Source organism: Dysosmobacter welbionis (assembly GCF_005121165.3).
In the GTDB taxonomy this organism is placed as follows: domain Bacteria; phylum Bacillota; class Clostridia; order Oscillospirales; family Oscillospiraceae; genus Oscillibacter; species Oscillibacter welbionis.
Window position 1 is genome coordinate 1,309,633 of record NZ_CP034413.3, and the last position, 17,152, is coordinate 1,326,784.

The window sequence follows — 17,152 nt, forward strand, 5'->3', positions numbered from 1 at the left end:
TATATGAGTGACATGAAGAATCATCCTGTTACATCGCTCACTTATCCTCTAAAAGCTTCTTCCCACAGGAAGATAGCAGTGATTGGCGGCGGTATCGCCGGCATGGAGGCGGCTTCTACTGCTGCGGAATGCGGACATACGGTTGAACTGTTTGAACGGCAAAGCTCTCTGGGGGGGAAATGATCCCATCTGGCGCATGTGATTCGAATGGTGAAATTCGCAAACTTCAGGAATGGATGCTGTGCAGACTGGAGAAACAGGGAATTTCCGTCCATCTCAATCGAGAGATATCTGTCGAGGAGATCCGGTCTTCGGGATTTGATACTGTCATTCTTGCAACCGGAGCGGGCAGCACGGTGTCTGACCCTATCAAAGGTGCTGATAAGGCAATTCCCGCGGCGAGTGCCATCAAAGACATTTCAAACATCGGCAAAAAAGTGATTGTTGTTGGCGGCAGCATCATGGGGCTTGAAACCGCCGCGTGCCTGACACAGGCCGGTCGGAAGGTCACGGTCCTGGAAGCGCTTCCTAAGATCCTGGACTGCAATTTTATCTCCCAGGCTTACAAAACGGTGATAAGCGATTTCATAGAGCATCTGAACATTGAGATCATCACCAACAGCAGGGTGATCGAAATTACAGATGAGGGGGTGATCCTTGCACCCTGTGACGATTCCGGGGAAAAAGATTTTATTCGCGCTGACAGTGTTGTGATGTCTTTTGGTTCGAAGCAAAGCAAGCCTCATGTTCCGGTTGACTACGGCAAGGATATTGCGGTGTACGAAGTCAATTCCATTCAGAATTCTGACGATTTCTATAATCCGGTATGTCAGGCATTCGAGGTTGCATATCATTTGGGTCAGGAGCAATCGGCGCCAAGTGCGCATATCAGGTGAAGGACATGAAAGATTTGAGAGATGAACTGTTTCAAAAAATAGAACACAAAAAAATCACAGCATGTCTGTATACAGACATGGACGGTGTTGTCTCCGGCATCTCCAGTGCTCTGAACGAAGCAGAACGTATAGGCCTCATTGTGGATTTTTCTGTCTCTGAGGGAACCGATGTGCTGGCTGGAGATCTGCTTATGCAGATCTCCGGCACACCCAAGCAAATTGCAGTTGCAGAGGATATGATCATCGGTCACATTTCTAAGTTTTCCGGCGTCGCAACAGCAGCAAAGGCTTTTGTTCAAAAGGCGGGCCATCATATGCGGATCGTTTGCGGTTCCTGGAAGAAAATGTCCTCCAACATAAAAAACGAACTGCGCACGGCCATAGAAACTGGTGGAGCGCATGTGCGTATATCAGACGATCCAATGGTCTATCTTGATAAGAATTATGTGGCTATGTTTGGCGGAATTCAAGCAAGTCTCACTGCTGCCGCACAGTTCAATGACCGCAAAAAGTGCATTCAGGTCAGAGGGCGTTTTGAGAATGGCGATATTGTTCGTGAAGCATGGACGGCAATTACAGCCGGCGCGGATATCGTCTATGTGGACACCGGAAGAATTGATGATTTGAGGCGCATTACCCAGAGCCTCAAGCCCGTCCTTCAGGAGATGGAAGCAACCGCCGATTACCGGAAAGTCGAATTCGCTTTTGGCGGAGGCGTTCGCTACGGCGATCTGGATGCACTGAAAGAGGCCGGCGCGGATATTGTTGGCGTCGGACGAAGCATCGTAGATGCTCCCCTGATGGATCTGCGTCTGGAAGTAACGAAGGCAGAAGACCCTTTGTACGCCCACGGTGACTACGATTTGCTGGATAAAAGCGAATTAAAAATCGAGGGCATTTTCTTGAACCAGACAAATCTGACGGAACTGGCAGTTGTTGTTGCAGAAGAAATCGGAATCAATGCCGAAGATGTATTGGTCATTGATGTTCGCGACGGCACAGTTGCGTTGGATATTCTGCAAAAGCGTCTGGATCCATCCAAGTTTATTGCCAAAGAAGAACGGATTCTTCGCCGCCTGCGTGATTTGAAGGGAATTACGCTTTCTGAAGAGGCCCACATCAGTTCCAATGGCATGTTGGGCTGGATCGTCGGCAATGATGCAGATATCGAAGAAGGCCTCCAGGCGATGGAAATGTCGCAGAGTCTGGTGACTCAAATCAAAGAAAGCATTTCCAACCGTGTGATCGTGTTCCCAACCGGAACTGAAGTGGAACGTGGAGAGATTGAAGACACCAACACCCCTCTTATCATGGGAAAATTCGCTGCGGCAGGCTTTTCGGTTGACAAGGGTGAAATTCTGAAAGACGATGTAGAGCTGTTTTCCCGGAAGCTGTGGCGTGCTGCAGAAAAGGGATACAGCGTTTCGATCACCACTGGCGGTGTCGGTGCTGAAAACAAGGACCACAGTGTAGAGGCGGTTCTGCGGCTGGATCCACAAGCTTGCACACCTTACATAGCGAAGTTCCAGGTTGGACATGGCCGCCACAGCAAAGACGGAATTCGCATAGCGGTCGGACAGTTAGGGTTAACAACCTTCATTGCCCTACCTGGCCCCAATGACGAGGTTTCCGTTTGTATTGACACGGTTGTACGGGGAATTTCCGAAGGTTGGAGTAAAGAGATTCTTGCAGGTGAACTGGCGAGAATTCTAAGGACCCGACTGAAGGAAAAGATTGGGGTTATGATGCATTATCATCATAATGCGTAATTGATATTGTATTGCAAATGTTCCAAAGGAAAAAGGAGGAGGAATTAAATTGACCCATATCTACAGAGTAGCAAAAGTGGACAAGTCCAAGTGTGTCGGCTGTAAACGATGCGAGCGGCGTTGTCCCACAGGTGCCATCAAGGTAAAACCTGCGGGTGACTGTAAGTATGTTGCCCCCTGCCAAAACACCTGCCCTGCTGGCATCAATGTTCCTGGCTACGTAGCCCTTGCGGGAAAGGGTGACTACGAAGGTGCATATCGTCTCATCCGCAGAGACAATCCTTTCCCTTCTGTTTGCGGCAGAGTCTGCACGCATCCTTGCGAGTCCGCCTGTAACCGCGGCGGTTACGATGATTCGGTGGCGATCCGCGATGTGAAGCGCTTCGTTGCGGATAAAGCATATGACGGCAAGTTTGTAAAGGAGCCTGTATGGCCCAAGAACGGCAAGCGTGTCGCTATCATCGGTGCCGGTCCCAGCGGACTGACCTGCGGTTATTATCTGGCACTTACCGGCTATGAGGTTGATGTGTTTGAGTCTGAGAGCACTGCCGGCGGCGTGCTGCTGTTCGGTATTCCGGAATATCGCCTGCCCAAGGAAGTTCTGGCTCGAGATATCAAGGCCATTGAAGAGGCCGGTGTGAAGATTCATCTGAACACGAAGGTTGGCGAGGATGTCAAGTTTGAGGATCTGACCCGTGATTATGACGCTGTCTACATTGCTACCGGCACCCAGTTCTGCAAAACCGCAGGTGTCATCGGCGAGGATAAGGCTGGTGTTTATCACGGTCTGGACTTCCTGAAAGAGATCAGCCACGGGAATGCCCCCAAAATCGGAAAGAACGTGGTGGTCGTTGGCGGCGGCAACACCGCAATCGATGTTTCCCGCACTGCTGTTCGTATGGGCGCCGAAAATGTGACCATTGTTTACAGACGCCGTGAGGGTGATATGCCCGCAGAGCGGCGCGAGGTCATTGAAGCTTTGGAAGAAGGCGTTCAGCTGCAGACGCTGGTGTCTCCTGTCGAAATCGTTGGCGACGGCAAGGTCGAAAAGATCAAGTGTTCCCGTATGAAGATCGGTGAGCCCGACGAGCGCGGCCGCCTCAGCACCCACGCAATCGAGGGATCCGAATTTGAACTGGAAGCAGACACTGTTATCATGGCAGTCAGTCAGTACGCCGATTTCCCCTTCATCGATAAGGACGAAGTTGAGCTCACAGAGTTTGGCAAGCTGGTTCTGGATGAGGAGCGCATGACCACCCTGCCCGGCGTATTTGCCGGCGGTGATGTGAGCCGTGGTTCCGCCACTGCTATTGAAGCCATTGCAGACGGTAAGCAGGCTGCAATTAACATCAATAACTATCTTAAGGCTCCCACCGGCATCAATCAGGGTGCGGAGATCGAACTGCCTCCCAGAGAGGAATTTGGCTGGAGCAATGCGCTGGTCAGCAGAATGCACAATCTGCCCCGGGAAGAGCGCATTAAGAATAACAAAGAGGTCGCTTTGGGCCTTACTGAGGAGCAGGTCAAGACAGAGAGCCAGCGCTGCTACCGCTGCGTGGGTAAGGCAACCGTAGACGAAAGCATCTGCTATGACTGCGGTATGTGCTGGGAGTATTGCGACCAGGGTGCCATTACCATGGAGCCTCTGCCTGAGGGCAGAACGTTGCAGTATCCTCTGCCTGATACCATGGAGCGTGCTGAAGAAATTCTCGCTATCTGCCGAAAGGCACACTTGCTGCCCATGCAGATCATCTGCAAGTGCGGCCCTACCAACACGGAGGAAATCGTCAACGCTATTCTGGATGGCGCACGCGACATGACAGATCTGACACTCAAGAGCGGTACCAGAGCTGGTTGCACGATGTATTGCGTTGGCCAGATCAGCCGACTTTTTGAGGCATGCGGACGTCCTCTGGAATCCCGCGAAGATGATAACTACCATCCTATCACCCAGACTCTGTGGGACTTCTCCGATGAAGCACTGGACTTTGACCCGATCTTCAAAATGAGAGAAATGCAGACCACTCTGTACAGCGACGAAGTGTTTAATGCGGCTGCAGATGCCTACAGAAAAGTGGTAAAGGAAAGGAGCGAGAAGAAAAATGGCTAATGCAAAAATGTACCCTGCCAGAGTAACGCCCAAGTGTATGCCTTCCGTGTATGGCAATACCCCTGCTATGCGTGGATATGAACTGCCGGGCATGGTCTCTGTCAATGTGCGCGACTTATTTCCCAACATGCCTGAGGCCATTTACGAAGGTGATGACAGCGATCCCAAACTGGTTGAACTGGCTACCCGTAAGGCTCTTGAAAATGTCGACATGTCCAAAATCCATCATGATGACACCGTCAACCTGATTGGCTGCGAGCACGGTTTCTACATCTTTGGCGGCAGACCCTATATCCAGATGCTGAAAACCATCAAGAAGGTCGTGGAAGAGCGGACCGGCAACTACAATGTTCGCCTCAGATGCGTGATGTACCGCACCCCCATGGAAGGCAAAGAAGTTGTCGAATACTACAATCTGATGGAGGAATTTGAGGGCAACGTCGAGTATGTAGCTGCATATGACAAGGCAGTCCCCATCAAGACCAGAGTTGGTACGGTTTACGGCCTGGAGAAGTGCTACGATGCCGACAAGATGATTTTTGCGGCCTACGACGACCCCCGCGAGGTCTACTGCAGTATGTATTACCGCCGCGTATTCAAGGCATTTACCATGGATATGGCCCGCTTTGAGACCCGCAACTTGTATCATCATGCTTTCGGTACCGCTATCGGCCATGGTCCTATTTCCAATATTGTCCCCACCGCGATCTATGACTCTGACTACGTTCAGAGCAAGTGGGTGTTTGGCACTATTTTGCGGACAACGCCCGCTGGTGTTTCCGGCATTGATGCAGATAATAACCTGTATGCCATCGATGACCGCATGATGATCGAAAATCTGAAATGGTATCCTTACATGCATCAGCTGCTGATCTCCCTCAAGGATTACTCCATTGTTTGCGACGGCTCCCGGTGGCCCTACTATACCGCTGCTGCCGGTATCATCGCCGGTGTCAATACTGCTGGCTGGCAGGACCACTACGATATTGATAAGCGATTCAGCGCGCTGGATCTCAGAGCGCTGCCCACCAATGAAGGCTTGAAGGCCATTGTGTATAACCAGACCTGGGTTGGTATCAATGTTACCTGGCCGATGACCCTTCCTACCATTTTTGTGGGCAAGGATCAGCTGGACATGTGGATTGAGGACCCCAACAACAGAGGTATCGAAAACTGGAAGTATACCATGCTGGAAGACACCTTGCCTGATGCAATCAAGAAGGCAGCAGAGATTGCCGGCTCCGATAAGGTCGTCCTCTACGATGGCAGCTTCGGCTTCCTGAATTGCTCTCGTTCTGCAGCAGAGGAACTCTTCGAAAACGCCCCCAAGATCCGCAAGTGGGTGGATGAAGAGCTGTATCCCAAGTACATGAAACAGCGTGGTCTTGAGATTCCCGATTATATGAAGTGATTCTTGCAAGTTTCAAGCAACCAGCAGGCACTCTACTATGGAGAGTGCCTGCTGGGAAAAGTAAATGAACCAAAGAGAATTCACGTTCATAAATAAAGGAGCTTCGTGTATGACTTGTTTTGAAAGAGCCCCCGCTAATAAGAAGCGCCTGACCCTGATTGCTGTCTTCGTAATGCTGTTTGCTTCTGTGCTCCAGTCCGGTACTGACTCTGTGATTCTGGCGCTGGCAGCCGCAGAGATCGGTGGCACCGAATACTATGCTTTGGCAAAATCCTTTTCATCCGTGTCTGCGGCTGTCCTGATGCCTATGTTTGCCTATTTGGGCGCAAAGGATCCTTCTCGCAAGAGAAGCCTGTTTATTTGGTCTGCTTTAGCCGGTGCGGTTTGCATCTTCCTTCGTGCAATTGCGACGCATATGGCAATTATTGTGGCAGCTGGCATTCTGCACGGTATGTTTTCTTCCGGTCTCTATGTCATTGGCTATTCTATCATCCGAGATATTTATGACCAAAAGACTGCAGCAAAGTATCTGGGCTTTGTCGTTACCATGAACAGCCTGGGCACTTTGATCGGCCCTATTGTTTCCGGTGTTATGATTGATATGCTGGGTTGGAGAATTGTTTGCCATATCATCTGGATCATTGCTCTGGTCAGCGCATTGCTCGGCATGGCCGGCGTGAAGGTCACCAAGGAAGATGCTGCGGAATTGGCTGTTGAAACGGGTTCCTTTGATCTTAGCGGTACGATTTCTCTGAGCGTTTTCCTGGGTGCGATCAGCCTCTTCCTGGCACTGGGCTCCTCTCTGATTCCCTTTGGCAGCACCACCAGCAATATCCTTTTGGTTGTAAGCCTGGTTGGTCTGGTTGGGCTGATTCTCACCATTCGTAAGAAGGGTAACAATTGCATCATCCCTGTGCCGGTGTTGAAGGATCGGAATACCCTGATTCTGACGATCAATAGTTTCTTGATGAATTTCTCTCTGATTGCCATTTTCTTCTTTATTCCTTCTTACATCCTTTATGTGCTGAATGGTTCCGCTACGCAGTCCGGCCTGACCACTACACTGCTCTCTATTCCCGGCCTGTTCATGGGGCCCATTTACTCCAGAATGATTGCCAATAAGGGCAGTGCAAGGGGTGTTCTGACAATTGGCATGATTCTTCGCGTTGTGGTTCATGCCGCATTCATCTTCATCCTCAGTCCCAGTACCGACCTGATGGTGATCTATGCGCTGATGATTATCGCCGGGTTCTACCAGAGCGCCCATGTTTGTACGATGACCACTGCGCCGCAGATCCAGCTTGCAGCGGACAAGCGCACTTATGGCAATGCGATGATCCAAGTAACCATGGCACTGGGTTCCTCCATCGGCTCTGCAGTTTACTCCATGGTGATTGCTGCCAAGGGTATTGTGGATGGCTTGAAGGTTGCCTTTGTGATTGCCATGGTCGCTGCGATCATCGTGCTGGTCATTTCTCAGTTCCTGGTCAAGAATGAGGAAAACTGATTAAAGACACTTAAGCTGGTGGCATATCATCCCGGTTGAGAGACAAGTGTATACTTGGTTCCCATCTGTTTGATGGCACGGTATGCCACGCAGGCACAAAGGCTCTGTTTCATATGTGCAGGGCCTTTGTGTCGTATTCCCCAATCCTCAGCTGAACGAAACAATATTTGTATTAAAGGAGAATTGAATATGAGTATTTGGAATTTAAATGTGAACTGTGGAATTACATTTGGAGAAGACTCTCGCTTGACAGTTGGGGAAAAGTTGAAAAGCTACGGAGCCACCACCGCGCTGCTTCTCTACGATATGGCCATGGATCAGTTTGGCTATCAAAGAGAGATCGAAAAAGTTATCAATGACGCTAATATCAAAGTAGTTTGTTATCAGGTTGAGGAAGGTGAACCCACCGCCCAGAAGTCTGACCGGGCTTATGATTTCGCAAAGGACAAGTCTGTTGATGCAATCGTCGCCATCGGCGGGGGCAGCACCATGGACACCGGCAAAATGGTGGGAAAACTCTTGGCGAACGGCGGTAAGACGCGGGATTATCAGAATAATCCATGCATTGGAAACACTGTATTTCGTCCGCTCATTGCACTTCCGTCCACTGCCGGTACCGGAGCTGAGTTGACGCCCTACCTGACCTGTGCAACAGAAGACGGGAAAAAAGGCGGTGTTGCCAATACGCCTGTTACCTGTGCGATCGTCGACCCTGTGTTGACTTATAAGCTACCCCCCGTCGTTACGGCCAACACCGGTATTGATGCACTGTGCCACGCTTCAGAGGTGCTGTGCAACTGTACCAGTATACCGAATCCTTTTGCAGACCTTGTTTGTATGGAGGTCATCCGCACCATATTCAAATGGTTGCCAATTGCCTATCAGGACGGCTCCAATAAGGAAGCCCGTAAGTGGATGTCCTATGCGGCAACGATGGGTGGTTTCGCACTTTGCCTGCGCATGATCTCGTTTGGCCACCCAATCGCTAACCAGATTTCCAACACGTTCCATACCCCTCATGGCGCTGGATGCAGCATTGGCATGACTGCTTTCGTACACTACAATGTTACTGAGAATCCCGAATGGATCCGGCTGAACGCAGAGTGTCTTGGCATCCAGCAGGATGGCCTTTCCTATGATGAAGTTGCCGTTCAGGTCGTGAAGGCTTACGACGATCTGCGCAAACTGTGCGGCATGAAGAACATCAAGGAATTAGGTGCAGAAGAGTCCTACGTTGATGAAATCATCGAAAACCTGAAAGCTGACAAAAACCTGGCTTATAATCCCTGTCCGCCGAAGATGGATGTTTTGCAGAAAGTTCTTCATGAAATCTACGCATTATAAAATGAATGCTGACAGGTAAAAGCACAATAAAAGCAGAACACTGGAAGCTCTTTTCTTAGAAACATTTTTTAATCAGGGTGGAGTGTATGGAAAACAAACAGCAAGAACACACTTATGAATCCTCCAATGTAATGCCGTCTCTTGGTGAACGGATCAGTTATGGTGTTGCAGATTTTGGATATGCTTCCGCTTATATGTGGGTCAGCTCGTTCATGACCATCTTTTTTACCGATTATGTCGGTGTTCCAGCTGCGTCTGTTTCGGCATTGCTGTTGGTGGTGCGCATTTTTGATGCAATTAATGATCCAATCATTGGTTCCATTGCAGATCGTACTAAGTCGAAATACGGACGTTATAGACCATGGGTTGCCGTTGGCGGAACAGTCATGTGTCTTATGATTGCACTGATGTTTGCCGTGCAGCCGACCTGGTCTATGGGTGTTAAAATTGCCTGGATGTGGATCGTTTACATTGTGGTCACTGTAGCAGCTACCTGCTATGCTATGCCTTTTAATGCCCTTGGTGGCGTTATTACATCAAATGACGAAGGGCGCGTTAAACTGTCAAATACCCGAATGGTGTGTTCTAGCCTAGGTTCAAACTTTACCAACCTGATTGCTGCAACGCTAATTCTTCTGTTATCTGGTACAAACCGGACCAGCAATACCGCTCAGGGTTATTTTGGAGCTGCGGTATGCAGTGTTGTGATCAGTCTTCCGTTTATCCTCTGGAGTGCGGTCAAGTCCAAGGAACGCGTGCAACCGCCACCTCAGCAAATGGAAAAGAAAAGCAAAATTTCTCTAGGACTTCAGATGAAGTGCTTGTTGGGGAATAAATATGCACTGGGGTGTATGTTCGGTCAGTTTGTAGCCGGTTTTTATACCTACGGCCGATACACAATTATGGCTTACTACTTCACCTATTATGAAGGTGATTTTAACCTGTATTCCATAACCGGCATCATCGGCTTGTTTACCGGCATTGCTGGTTCTGGACTACTCGGCCCTTGGCTGTACAAAGTCATTCAGCATAAGGGCAGAGCTGTGGGTACCGCATTTGGCCTCTCCGGTATTCTCTCCATCCCTATGTTCTGGCTTTCTGCAAAAGGTGTCCTGTTCTGGGTCTTCTACGCTGTTTCCACAGCACTTGGTACTGCGGCATTTGGCCTGCGGTATGGCTGTGACGGCGATAACGCTGACTATGCCGAGTATAAGTACGGTATCCGTGTGGATGGGTTTCTTTCCGCCTTTATCTCTATGATGCTGAAGGCTGGCGGTGCCGTAGGTCCTGCTGTGTTGCTGGTTTGGCTGGATTCCCTGGGCTATGTAGCTAATCAGGCTCAGAATGCCAGTGTACTCAATGCGCTGAATATGGGTATTTCTTTCATCCCTGCAGTCTTGCTTCTCCTTGTTGCATTAAACTTTCTGATTTTTTATGATATGGACAGCAAAAAGCATGCGGAAATTGTGAAAGAATTGGAATGTCGGCGAGGAACTGAAAGCAAATAACATATAAAAGCATTTTGTTTCACCAGATTTTCATGAGAAAAGATTGCAAATTCGAATACTATACAAATTAAATGGATCGAGGTAAATCAGATGAACAAACAGTTTGAAGGTAAGGTTGCATTTATTTCTGGCGGAACCAGCGGCCTCGGTAAGGCTACCGTATATGAATTGGTCAAGCGTGGCGCACGGGTCATTTTTGTCGGCAGAGATGATGCCAAGGCTCAGGAAGTTATCAACAAATGCAAAGAACTGGGCGGCGAGGCTGAATATAAGAACTGCGATATTACAAAGCATCAAAATGTGATTGATGTTTTCGGGTATATTCGAGAAAGATACGGAAAGCTTGACTTTGCAGGCAATGTTGCCGGTACGGGGATTCCCTCCACCCAAATTGACGATACCACAGACGATCAGATTGATATGATGATCGATATCAATTTGAAGGGCCTGATTTACTGCATGATTGAAGAAATCAAGATTATGCGGGAGCATAGCTTCGGTCGCATCGTCAATATTGCTTCCGGTGCAGCAAATATTGGCGCTCCCGGCATGGCTGTTTTGGCAGCATCCAAGGCAGGCGTTGTTGGTGTAACAAAAAATGCATGCTTTGACGTGGTCAGGGACGGCATCACTGTGAACAGTATTTCTCCTGGTGCCATTGAAACGGAGTTGGTTCAGTCCATCAAATATACGCATGCAGAGGAGTATAAGTCATATAGTAATAACATGCCTATCGGCAGATTTGGTATGCCGGAGGAAATTGCACATGGTGTGTGCTTCTTCTTTGAGGATGAATCTGCCTTTATTACTGGTGTGAATCTGCCCATTGACGGCGGCTTCTGCGCTGGAAAAATGGTGCGCTAATTCTCTGCCTGTATAATCTCGCAACTTTGCAATATTCCCAAAAGGGCACGTTGCAAAATAGTGCCTAACATTGCGGATAGGAACCCGAAAGGGCTTCCTAATCGAGATAAGGGCGGTTAGCCCCGTCCTCTCACACCGCTGTACGAAGGGCTCCCTATACGGCAGTTCAATCGTATAGTGCAGAGACTCGTACCTGCTGGATAGATTATAGCATCCGGTTCGTGCAAGTCTCTCGTTTGTAATAGAACTTGTTAATGTATCCTGAATAATAGAAAAAGCGTAAGTACACTCAATAATCACCTGCACCGGCGAAGTATCTTACACCACTCATGGTTGGAGCGTTTTTGTTTTCCGTAGTTCTTGGGATCGCCTTTGAAATGTACCCGGCTGCAAAAGTATCCGGAATGATGCCGATGGCAGCACTCGGGTCGGAATAGAGGCTTGAAATTTTTGGATGACATATAAAGTGTTGTGCTATGTCTCTAATCAGATATTGAGCCCACTTCTCTTTGATAACAGCGTATCAAAATGTGGAATTCACAAAAGTAAAATACGCAAGCGGTGAAATCTGGAGAAGCGACACAAACTAAAGTTCGTTTAGAAACGCAAGAGAGATTCTTGCGTTTCTTGGACAACATAAGAGAATTTAAAAGAAAGTTAAGAAATGCCTTGCGATTCTTCTTTACTTTTTGCTTGGCTTGTGTTATCTTGGCCCGTTAGTGGAGAGTGTCGCCATTTGGTTGACTATGCTGGATAAGCCACACAGTCCTAAATAGCGGTTTGTGACGGTGTGACTTAACTATTACTGCTTTTTATTAGGATGTAGAGATGAATGACCACACAAACAGCCACAGACCTGCGTGGAATATGTGGAAACGGTGGACTTAAAAGGTGCTGGAAATCAAATGAAACGGAACGGAAATGACCATAAACGAACGAAAAATATTATAAAAAGTTTCAAATGTCGGTTGACGTGCAGGGGGTCACAGGTTCGAGTCCTGTATCGTCCACCATCGAAAGTTCCGCTTTCTGTTGAAAGCGGAACTTTTTTATAATTTTTTCACAATTTTCATGCGTGTTATGTAACCTTATTTTATCCCTGACCACTCAACCAGCCACAGTCAGGAAAAATACGGGCCTCCGAGAGCAGTTCGCCCTGGGAGGCCCGTTTGTTCAACCTGCCAGTTCTGCCTGCTTCCGCCGCTTTTTCTCGGCGGCGATCTCCGCGATCAGCCGGGCCAACTTCTCCTTGCACACCGCCTCTGTATGGACGGAGACGTTGGTGCCATTCGTTTCCCGTTCACTTTCGGGGAGTAGAGAGGCTGGGACGCTCCAGTTCCCAGAAGAACCGCTGGTGCAGGGCCTTCATGTAGTCGTTCATACGTGTCGCCTCCCTTGTTCAGCAACACAACATATCACAGAAACAGAGAATAGCCAGGGCTCCGGCGCACCGGCCCGCGGACTCCGCTTTCTTCCAGGAGACTAATAGCGGAACCCGTAATCGTCTTATTTCTCAGACGCCTGCACTCGGCTCTCCGCTCCCCCACTCACCTCCAGAAATGCGCAGAGGGACTGCTTGCTTATCGTGTAATACTTGGGCGGGTCCAAGAACAGAAACAGAATCCGGATGGCAGTCTCCTCGCCGGTGTCGGCATCCATGGCCGCAGGAATCCCATCGATAGTTTTCCATCGCACCGCTGGTAGTACCCGGTATAGTCCCGCCCGCCCAGCATACCCTCTCCCATTCCATGTTCTGCTTTCAGTATAGTGGGGTAAGGAGCATCTGCAAAGCATTCACATCTCATCATCTGATTTTATGGGTAAGTGTGAGCAGAGGGGCGACCGTTTGGCTGCCCCTCTGTTTCACGTTTACATTACTGCACTTCTGATGAATATTTATAGTGCCCCACAGAGCAACTTGCAGTCCTGAGAAAGAAAACTTATGGTGTCAGGAAACTGGCTCCCGTGTATAGCCAGTTGACGCATACAGACGTACGGGCACCGCCTCGGGAAGAAAAGATTCGGATCTCACACATGGACCAAAGACCGGTAGAGGGCTCTTGTTGCCGGATTCGTGTCCAGTGCATCTCCTGAGACTGGCTGTAGATCAGATCATCCACTACGAACACACCTGAGATTGTCAGGTTGTCATTGGTCTGGCTGTCAATAGAAGCTCCATCGTAAATACTTGCGCGGCGAATATCGGCCACAATAGACGTTCCTGTTACCGCAGGCTGGAGGGAAAAGCGGAGTGAAGTGGCCGAAGTGTTCTGCAAGGTCATGTTCAGCGCCTCCAGAGGAACCGTCAAGACACTTCCAGCAGAGGACAGATTTGCGTTGTAAACCTCCGGAACAGCTTTTAGATTGGGAGTCAGGAAATCTGTCTCCGCAGTTTTAAACCGAACCTTGTAGACAGTAGGTATATTTTGCTCCACTGTAATTTCAGGAGTCTACCCAGGGATGCCCTGCGGTCCTTCGGGTCCAACTTCACCAGGTTCACCTTTCGGCCCCTCGGGGCCAACGGGAACCACAAAGTCCAGGGAGATCCCGGTGTCTGTCGGATTGGCGGTGACGGCTGCGGCAGTACCAGAGGAGACAGTTCCCACAGTGACGGTAGGTGTCGTGCCCGCGGGTCCCTGAGGGCCAAGTTCACCCTGAGGCCCGGTTTCGCCCCGCTCGCCCTGAGGCCCTTCCGGGCCCTGGGGACCTGTCGGGCCGGATTCTCCCTGAGGGCCTGCAGGACCGACGGGAACCACGAAGTCCAGGGAGATCCCGGTGTCCGTCGGATTGGCGGTGACGGCTGCGGTAGTACCGGAGGAGACAGTTCCTACAGTGACGGTAGGCGTTGTGCCCGCGGGTCCCTGAGGGCCAAGTTCACCCTGAGGCCCTTCCGGGCCCTGAGGACCTGTCGGGCCGGATTCTCCCTGAGGGCCTGCAGGACCGACGGGAACCACGAAGTCCAGGGAGATCCCGGTGTCCGTCGGATTGGCGGTGACGGCTGCGGTAGTACCGGAGGAGACAGTTCCTACAGTGACGGTAGGCGTTGTGCCCGCGGGTCCCTGAGGGCCAAGTTCACCCTGAGGGCCGGTTTCACCCCGCTCACCCTGGGGTCCTGCCGGACCTTGGGGACCTGTCAGGCCGGATTCTCCCTGAGGGCCTGCAGGGCCGACGGGAACCACGAAGTCCAGGGAGATCCCGGTGTCCGTCGGATTGGCGGTGACGGCTGCGGCAGTACCGGAGGAGACAGTTCCCACAGTGACGGTAGGTGTCGTGCCCGCAGGTCCCTGAGGGCCGGTTTCGCCCCGCTCGCCCTGAGGCCCTTCCGGGCCCTGGGGACCTGTCGGGCCGGATTCTCCCTGAGGGCCTGCAGGGCCGACGGGAACCACGAAGTCCAGGGAGATCCCGGTGTCCGTCGGATTGGCGGTGACGGTTGCGGCAGTACCGGAGGAGACAGTTCCCACAGTGACGGTAGGTGTCGTGCCCGCGGGTCCCTGAGGGCCAGGTTCACCCTGAGGGCCGGTTTCACCCCGCTCACCCTGGGGTCCTGCCGGACCTTGAGGGCCGCTTTCGCCACGCTCGCCTTGGGGCCCTGCCGGACCGATGGGGCCCTGTTCTCCCTGTGGTCCGGGACAGCCGCGATCTCCTTGGAGTCCTTGAGGGCCGGTCTCACCAGGAAGCCCTTGCTCACCCTGAGGTCCCTGTTCTCCTTGAGGGCCGCGGTCGCCCGGAATGCCTCTTTCCCCCTGGGGCCGACTGGGCCAGCCGGTCCCGGATCACCCTTAGGCCCTACGGGGCCGCGGTCGCCTTTGGGGCCCATGGGGCCGGGATCCCCGCGGACACCCTGCGGTCCGATATCTCCTGTGTCTCCTTTTGGCCCCATATCGCCCCGAATACCCTGAGGCCCCGGGAGTCCCTGAGGGCCCACCATTCCTTTTGGGCCCATGGGACCGGGACAGCCCTGCTCACCCTTTGGCCCCTGGGGACCACGCTCTCCGCGGGGGCCGCGTTCACCCTGGGGCCCGCGTTCGCCCTGCGGCCCACGTTCACCTTGGGGGCCGCGTTCACCGGAGAGAATGGGGCAAAAACACTGACAGGAGGAGTCTCTGTCAGGTGCAGAGCCGCAATGACGTTCTTTATTTAAATTGTTGTTGGGAAAATAATTCATCTCATTGACCTCTCATCCAAAGTAAGGGAACTGTGGTTATAGCTAAAGTTGCTTCTTGTCTGTGTCCTTCTCGATCTTTTCATTCAGGCGCTGACTCTGTGTGCCGAAATAGAATGCGATGACAACTGAAAAAATTGTTAAAAAATCTTGGTTGGAAATTCGATCCAAAACAGCGAGATAGGCAAATACTACCGTCAAGACAAGCGTTACAATGCTTTTAACACACAGAAGGTTGCTGAATTTCTTCAAGAGAGCAGACATTACAATCGTTCCTTTCTCATAAGGCCTATGCTCATGGTATGCTATGCACATGGTGGGGCTGAAGTGTGTGGTTTTGCTTCAGGGAAATTCGTCTGCATATAGTCGTCCATCACTCTAAACGGCATTTCCATGGCAATCTAACTGCTGGAAAATTCGGCATTTCGGGGCAAAGAGAGACATCTGCCTGTCCAGGGCTGAAAAACGAGCCCGCTTTTCAGCAGGCTCGCTTAATGGAACCATTCTCCCTTCAATGTTCTGTGAGTATCCGGTGCACTCTCCGGCAGAAGTTTCTCCGCCTCCTCTTTGTCCTCCAGTTCGGCTGGTATTCATACAGCACGACAGGGTGTTCCACATCCCTGCGGTCCGGTACAGCCGCATATAGCATTTGCTCCGGATAGTCCGGCCCTCCAGCTTCAAAACTTGCGGAGCTGCCAGGGATTCGGGCAGTCTTCTTTTCAGCTTTCAAGATGGGCATTTCCGTTTCTGCCGTGTGCAATTTTGACAAGCGTATGTATGCCCGAATCCTCACCTGTGTGGGGATCATGACTCATGTCCGCCGGACTTTTCTGCCAATCCCCTCCATGGGCGATCCGGAGCATACACGCCCAGATTCAGAAAGCCGGTGCTCCATCATCTCAATAGTGACATTTTCGGGCGGAAGCTCCTCCACTTGTAGGGACCGCTCCTGCCGGATATGGGGCTCTGCCGCGGTTCCCCTTATAGCAGCTCTGACAGACAACCATGCCTCCGTCTCATCAAGCATCGGGCTCAGTTGACCCGCCAATTCCTCTTTCATCTGTTCAGAGAATGCCCACAGGCTTTCTTTTGGCAAGACGCACCTGTTCCATCAGCCATTCCGGCTTCCGGTTTCGTTCCGTATACCCCGCGCTCTTTCGAAGCAGTTCATCCTATTCCGCACGGGAGAGCGTTACCATCTCCGTGCTGTTCATCTGTGTATTGGTCTTGTTTTTGCAAATTTGGTGGCTAAAAATTACCTGGAAAGTTGTCATTTTCAATGCTTTTGACAATTAAGGATACTGCTGGTAACTTAACCTCCGAGCCTCTGCGCTGTTCCGAGGCCACTGGAAGCTTCCAGCCTCCAACCGCTTCGTGACCAGTACAAATCCATCCTCTTCCCAATAAAGCCTCTTGTTCCAGTCCTGCCTATAACCACAGAACAAAAACAGCGTACCGCTGAACGGAGCTAAACGGAACTTCTGCTGTACCAATGTCGCAAAGCCGCATACCCACAGGCAATATAAATCTGCCCTGCTCCCGCAAGGTCATTCAGCATCCCTCAGCCCCCAGCACAACGCT

The 17,152-nt window shown here is 50.9% G+C and carries 12 protein-coding genes; 9 read left to right on the plus strand and 3 right to left on the minus strand.

Annotated elements, in window-relative coordinates; genetic code table 11:
• The first annotated feature begins 3 nt into the window (after positions 1-3).
• From EIO64_RS06975 to EIO64_RS07015, 9 genes are all read left to right on the plus strand, one after another.
• Complete coding sequence (locus EIO64_RS06975) at positions 4-183, plus strand: NAD(P)-binding protein (RefSeq protein WP_136891052.1); 180 nt, start codon at positions 4-6, stop codon at positions 181-183.
• On the plus strand, positions 180-896 hold the full coding sequence (locus EIO64_RS06980; protein WP_136891053.1) for an NAD(P)/FAD-dependent oxidoreductase: 717 nt from the start codon (positions 180-182) through the stop codon (positions 894-896). Before EIO64_RS06975 ends, EIO64_RS06980 begins: the two co-directional genes overlap by 4 nt.
• A 5-nt stretch (positions 897-901) precedes the next feature.
• Positions 902-2,665 carry a molybdopterin-binding protein gene (locus tag EIO64_RS06985; protein WP_158629716.1) on the plus strand — a complete coding sequence of 588 codons (1,764 nt, stop codon included), beginning with the start codon at positions 902-904 and terminating at the stop codon, positions 2,663-2,665.
• A 49-nt stretch (positions 2,666-2,714) separates the two neighbouring features.
• Positions 2,715-4,775 (plus strand): NAD(P)-binding protein, encoded by a 2,061-nt coding sequence (locus EIO64_RS06990; RefSeq protein WP_136891055.1) that lies wholly within the window; start codon positions 2,715-2,717, stop codon positions 4,773-4,775.
• Between the two features lie 211 nt (positions 4,776-4,986).
• On the plus strand, positions 4,987-6,186 hold the full coding sequence (locus EIO64_RS06995) for a hypothetical protein (protein ID WP_136891056.1): 1,200 nt from the start codon (positions 4,987-4,989) through the stop codon (positions 6,184-6,186).
• A 109-nt stretch (positions 6,187-6,295) separates the two neighbouring features.
• Positions 6,296-7,693, plus strand: coding sequence for an MFS transporter (locus EIO64_RS07000; protein WP_158629717.1), 1,398 nt, complete (start codon positions 6,296-6,298; stop codon positions 7,691-7,693).
• 189 nt (positions 7,694-7,882) lie between these two features.
• The gene (locus EIO64_RS07005; RefSeq protein WP_158629718.1) at positions 7,883-9,037 is read left to right on the plus strand and encodes an iron-containing alcohol dehydrogenase; all 1,155 of its coding nucleotides are present in this window, start codon (positions 7,883-7,885) and stop codon (positions 9,035-9,037) included.
• A gap of 86 nt (positions 9,038-9,123) precedes the next feature.
• Positions 9,124-10,545, plus strand: a complete 1,422-nt coding sequence (locus EIO64_RS07010) for an MFS transporter (protein ID WP_136891059.1) — start codon at positions 9,124-9,126, stop codon at positions 10,543-10,545.
• Positions 10,546-10,635: 90 nt separating this feature from the next.
• Positions 10,636-11,409, plus strand: a complete 774-nt coding sequence (locus EIO64_RS07015; RefSeq protein ID WP_136891060.1) for an SDR family NAD(P)-dependent oxidoreductase — start codon at positions 10,636-10,638, stop codon at positions 11,407-11,409.
• A 1,506-nt stretch (positions 11,410-12,915) separates the two neighbouring features.
• On the opposite strand, the gene EIO64_RS07020 is transcribed toward EIO64_RS07015, so the two are convergent.
• From EIO64_RS07020 to tnpB, 3 genes are all read right to left on the minus strand, one after another.
• The gene (locus EIO64_RS07020; protein ID WP_158629719.1) at positions 12,916-13,104 is read right to left on the minus strand and encodes a hypothetical protein; all 189 of its coding nucleotides are present in this window, start codon (positions 13,102-13,104) and stop codon (positions 12,916-12,918) included.
• A 245-nt stretch (positions 13,105-13,349) separates the two neighbouring features.
• Positions 13,350-13,691 (minus strand): hypothetical protein, encoded by a 342-nt coding sequence (locus EIO64_RS07025; protein WP_136891061.1) that lies wholly within the window; start codon positions 13,689-13,691, stop codon positions 13,350-13,352.
• 3,172 nt (positions 13,692-16,863) lie between these two features.
• On the minus strand, positions 16,864-17,064 hold the full coding sequence (tnpB, locus tag EIO64_RS19190) for an IS66 family insertion sequence element accessory protein TnpB (RefSeq protein WP_158629720.1): 201 nt from the start codon (positions 17,062-17,064) through the stop codon (positions 16,864-16,866).
• Between the last annotated feature and the right edge of the window lie 88 nt (positions 17,065-17,152).

What these genes read in the sequence shown, in the direction of transcription:
- EIO64_RS06975 (WP_136891052.1), top strand. Translation starts at nt 4, where the DNA reads ATGAGTGACATGAAGAATCATCCTGTTACATCGCTCACTTATCCTCTA.
- EIO64_RS06980 (WP_136891053.1), top strand. Translation starts at nt 180, where the DNA reads ATGATCCCATCTGGCGCATGTGATTCGAATGGTGAAATTCGCAAACTT.
- EIO64_RS06985 (WP_158629716.1), top strand. Translation starts at nt 902, where the DNA reads ATGAAAGATTTGAGAGATGAACTGTTTCAAAAAATAGAACACAAAAAA.
- EIO64_RS06995 (WP_136891056.1), top strand. Translation starts at nt 4,987, where the DNA reads ATGTCCAAAATCCATCATGATGACACCGTCAACCTGATTGGCTGCGAG.
- EIO64_RS07000 (WP_158629717.1), top strand. Translation starts at nt 6,296, where the DNA reads ATGACTTGTTTTGAAAGAGCCCCCGCTAATAAGAAGCGCCTGACCCTG.
- EIO64_RS07005 (WP_158629718.1), top strand. Translation starts at nt 7,883, where the DNA reads ATGAGTATTTGGAATTTAAATGTGAACTGTGGAATTACATTTGGAGAA.
- EIO64_RS07010 (WP_136891059.1), top strand. Translation starts at nt 9,124, where the DNA reads ATGGAAAACAAACAGCAAGAACACACTTATGAATCCTCCAATGTAATG.
- EIO64_RS07015 (WP_136891060.1), top strand. Translation starts at nt 10,636, where the DNA reads ATGAACAAACAGTTTGAAGGTAAGGTTGCATTTATTTCTGGCGGAACC.
- EIO64_RS07025 (WP_136891061.1), bottom strand. Translation starts at nt 13,691, where the DNA reads ATGACCTTGCAGAACACTTCGGCCACTTCACTCCGCTTTTCCCTCCAG.